Genomic DNA, 3,275 nt, shown 5'->3' on the forward strand with positions numbered 1-3,275 from the left:
GAGTTGGCCCAACTCAATCTCAAGCCGGACAACTTTCATGGTGATTGGAACTACACGGTGCTCCCAGCAAAGAAGAAAACTTAGTCACTTTATTTTTGCGCGAGTCCTAACCCGCAGGGTGCTCAAATAGTCCTGCAACTGGTGGTGGGGGTTTCTTGCGCGATCGGCCTTGCCGGTGTCGAGCGTCTTCCCCCAGGCCTTGGATTCGCAGATTGCGGTTATGAGCGCGTGGTCCTTGCTGGCTATGAGGGAAGTGTCCTGCCCGGGCTGGAGCACGAGGCACCAGTCGGGCTTGGCGAGCTTTCCCTGCACGACGATGTGCTGCTGATTGACGGTGATCCAGCCGAGCTGCGCAAGCAGCGGTCCAATGAACTTTTCCTCCAACTGGGATTCGTTGCGTTTGGCGAGTACCTCAACATCAAAATGCTCAACGAGCCAGTCGCTCAGGTCATAGGGGATGGCCTGTCTTCCTAGCTCAGCTTTTTTTCGTTCGACGAAACCTTCGTCGAGAAGGGTGTTGACTAACCAAGGGGCGGGGAAAAGATCACTATCTAGCATCTGGCAATTCTCGCTTGAAGCGTGCTCATATCGGGGTCAGGCTGCAACTTTAGCCGTCTCGCCCAACCCGCCCGGGCTCCCTTGCCGTAGCCAGAATTCCGAGACCAGCGTTCACAGCTTCCCGCTTGCCTTGCGCATTCGTGCTCAGGTGTGAGATCTTGTTCTGCAACATAGCACGCTGCGAACAAACCTCTCAATGCAACAGTCCGATCTATTCGAGCCGCTCCTTGCGGCATACCGCAACGTCCAGATTCACGACGAAGGCATTTCCAACGCCGCACTCTACAAAGCGCTCGACCTGGTCGGAGGCGTACGCCAGCCGGTTGGCCGCTCACGTCAGCCCCACAACCTGGCCCACAGGAAAGTCCGCTGGCACCAGCAGACCCTCCGCAAGCTGGGCCTCCTTGAGCGCGTGCCTGGCCAGCGAGGCAACTGGCGCCTGACGCCCAAGGCGCAAAGGGACGGCGACCTGACCCCAGCCCCCGAAGGCGTGGCCCTGGTGGCCTTCAGCACCGATCTCGGCGTGGCCATCTGGACTCGCACCGAGACGCTCGCCGGCCGACTCACGGATCAAATCTCCGCAATCATCACTTCGCCGCCCTACCCCTTGCGTGAGGCACGGGCCTACGGAAATCCGTCGGAGGCGGAGTACGTCGACTTCATCTGTGGCGCGCTGGAGCCGCTCCTGAAGAACCTGATCGCCGGCGGCTGCATTGCGCTGAACGTCAGCAACGACATCTTCCTGTCCAAGTCTCCTGCCCGCTCGATGTATGTCGAGAGGCTCACGTTGGCACTCTACGATCGCCTTGGACTTCAACTCATCGATCGAGCGATTTGGCACAACCCCGCGAAGCCCCCAGGCCCGACCTATTGGGCGTCGATCAAGCGCCAGCAGCTCAATGTGGGCTACGAGCCGGTGCTGATCTTCTGCAACGATCCGGTGCGCTGCGTTGCCGACAACCGGCGCGTGCTGCAGCCCCATTCGAAGCGCCACGCCCAGTTGCTGGCCGCCGGGGGCGAGGTTCGCACCGCCACGTATGGCGACGGCGCCTACAAGCTGCGACCAGGCTCCTTCGGCAACGTGACCGCCGGGAAGATCCCCAAGAACGTGATTTCCATCACCCATGTCAGCAGGGAAGTCGAGAAGACCCGCAAGGAGGCGAAGGCGCTCGGCCTTCCGGTGCACGGCGCCCTGATGCCAGTGAAGCTCGCAAAGTTGCTGGTCGAGTTCCTGACGCCCCCGGGTGGCCTGGTGCTGGACCCCTTTAGCGGGTGGGGCTCCACGGCGATGGCCTGCGAGGAGGCCGGCTACCGCTGGATAGCGCTGGAGATGATGGCCGAGTACGCAGCCGGCGGCGGCCTCCGGATGGTCGATCGGCCGGGGTTTCGCGCCTCCTTTGACCTGGAGGGTTGGCAGCCACCCGGTGCCGCGGAACGAAACTGATCGCGAAACCGCGCAAATCTTCGCGTTTGCCAGCAGTGTTTTCCCGCACGGAAGGCAATCCGAGGCGCTTCTGCGCCAGACTTCCCATTGGACGTCGGGAACGACCCACACGTCAATTTTTTGCGACCCCCGATCTCAGGGGTCAGGAGGGCTATTTTTGTGCCGATGACGATCTACGCGGTAGACGACCATCCAATGCTGCTCGATGCAGTCGTCATGGCCATGAAGCGCCTGCGCCCGCATTCAAACATCGTCGAACTCAACAGCCTCGCGGCCATCGACGACGCGTTGATCAGCCACGGCCCGCCCGACCTCGTTTCGCTGGACATCAACCTCCCGGACAACGACTCCAACTCGGGCGTTGCGAAGGTCCGGTCCATGTTCCCGAAAGCGCAGATCGCCATCTTCTCCACCCATCCTTCGAGCGAGATGGAGGAGATCTGCGTTGCGTCGGGGGCCGACATCTACATCGAAAAGGGCCGCGGCCGCAACGAATACGTCGAGGCACTGCTGGGCCTCCTCGCGGCGGCGCCTGGTTCGGACGACGACGCCCAAGATGGCGCTCTCGACTTCAAGCTGTCCAAGCGCCAGCACCAGCTGGTGAAGATGATGGACCGTGGCCTGACAAACGCGGAAATGGCGATCGCTCTCGGCCTGGCCGAGACCAGCGTGAAGGTCCACCTCTGGCGTTTGTACCGGAAGCTTGGCGTGAACAATCGATCACGAGCGCTTTTCGTGGTCCGAGCCAACAGCCTTCTCGACTGAGGGCGAACGCCCCGGCTCCGGGGTGAATAGCCCGGAAGCTGGATTGAAATGGCGCAAGGTGGAATTTCGCCCTGGGCGAAAAACTCAGTATCCTTTCGCGCTATGTCCTCCATCCTTCCTCTGCCGCCCGCAATTGCCTACGGTCTGCCCTGGAGAATGGTCTTCCGAACGAAGCGGGCGCCGGTCCCCCTGGAACGTTTCGCGGACCCGGACTTCGTTGCCAGCCTGACGGACGACGAGCACAAGCACAGTGAGACGGTGATCACCACCCTCCTCGCAAAGATGCTTGCGAGCCACAAGGTTCCGAAGACCCTCACCCGGACCCATGTGAACCTCGCGACCTCCGAGATGCTGTGGGAAGCGCGGTCGCCAGCCGGGCTGAAGATTTCAGTGGGCGCAACCAGGTACACCGTGGGTCAGGCCCTCATCTGGATCGGCGACAGCGTGAACCGCTTGGTCAAGGCCCTACGCCCCGACCCGGGCACACGGCAGCCCGAATATCCCGGGC

The 3,275-nt window shown here is 61.7% G+C and carries 4 protein-coding genes; 3 read left to right on the plus strand and 1 reads right to left on the minus strand.

What is annotated here, in order from left to right; translation table 11 throughout:
- Nucleotides 1–84 precede the first annotated feature (84 nt).
- Nucleotides 85–558 (minus strand): hypothetical protein, encoded by a 474-nt coding sequence (locus AC1DY5_RS48410; RefSeq protein ID WP_478121464.1) that lies wholly within the window; start codon nt 556–558, stop codon nt 85–87.
- A gap of 196 nt (nt 559–754) precedes the next feature.
- On the opposite strand from AC1DY5_RS48410, the gene AC1DY5_RS48415 reads away from it, so the two are divergent.
- The 3 genes from AC1DY5_RS48415 to AC1DY5_RS48425 form a co-directional block, all read left to right on the plus strand.
- Nucleotides 755–2,002: a DNA-methyltransferase gene (locus AC1DY5_RS48415; RefSeq protein WP_478121465.1), complete on the plus strand. Its 1,248-nt coding sequence runs from the start codon at nt 755–757 to the stop codon at nt 2,000–2,002.
- Nucleotides 2,003–2,167: 165 nt separating this feature from the next.
- The gene (locus tag AC1DY5_RS48420) at nt 2,168–2,767 is read left to right on the plus strand and encodes a response regulator transcription factor (RefSeq protein ID WP_478121467.1); all 600 of its coding nucleotides are present in this window, start codon (nt 2,168–2,170) and stop codon (nt 2,765–2,767) included.
- Nucleotides 2,768–2,869: 102 nt separating this feature from the next.
- The coding region (locus AC1DY5_RS48425; RefSeq protein ID WP_478121466.1) for a hypothetical protein at nt 2,870–3,275 on the plus strand (406 nt) is incomplete at its 3' end.

This window comes from Variovorax sp. P4_D9 (assembly GCF_056401695.1).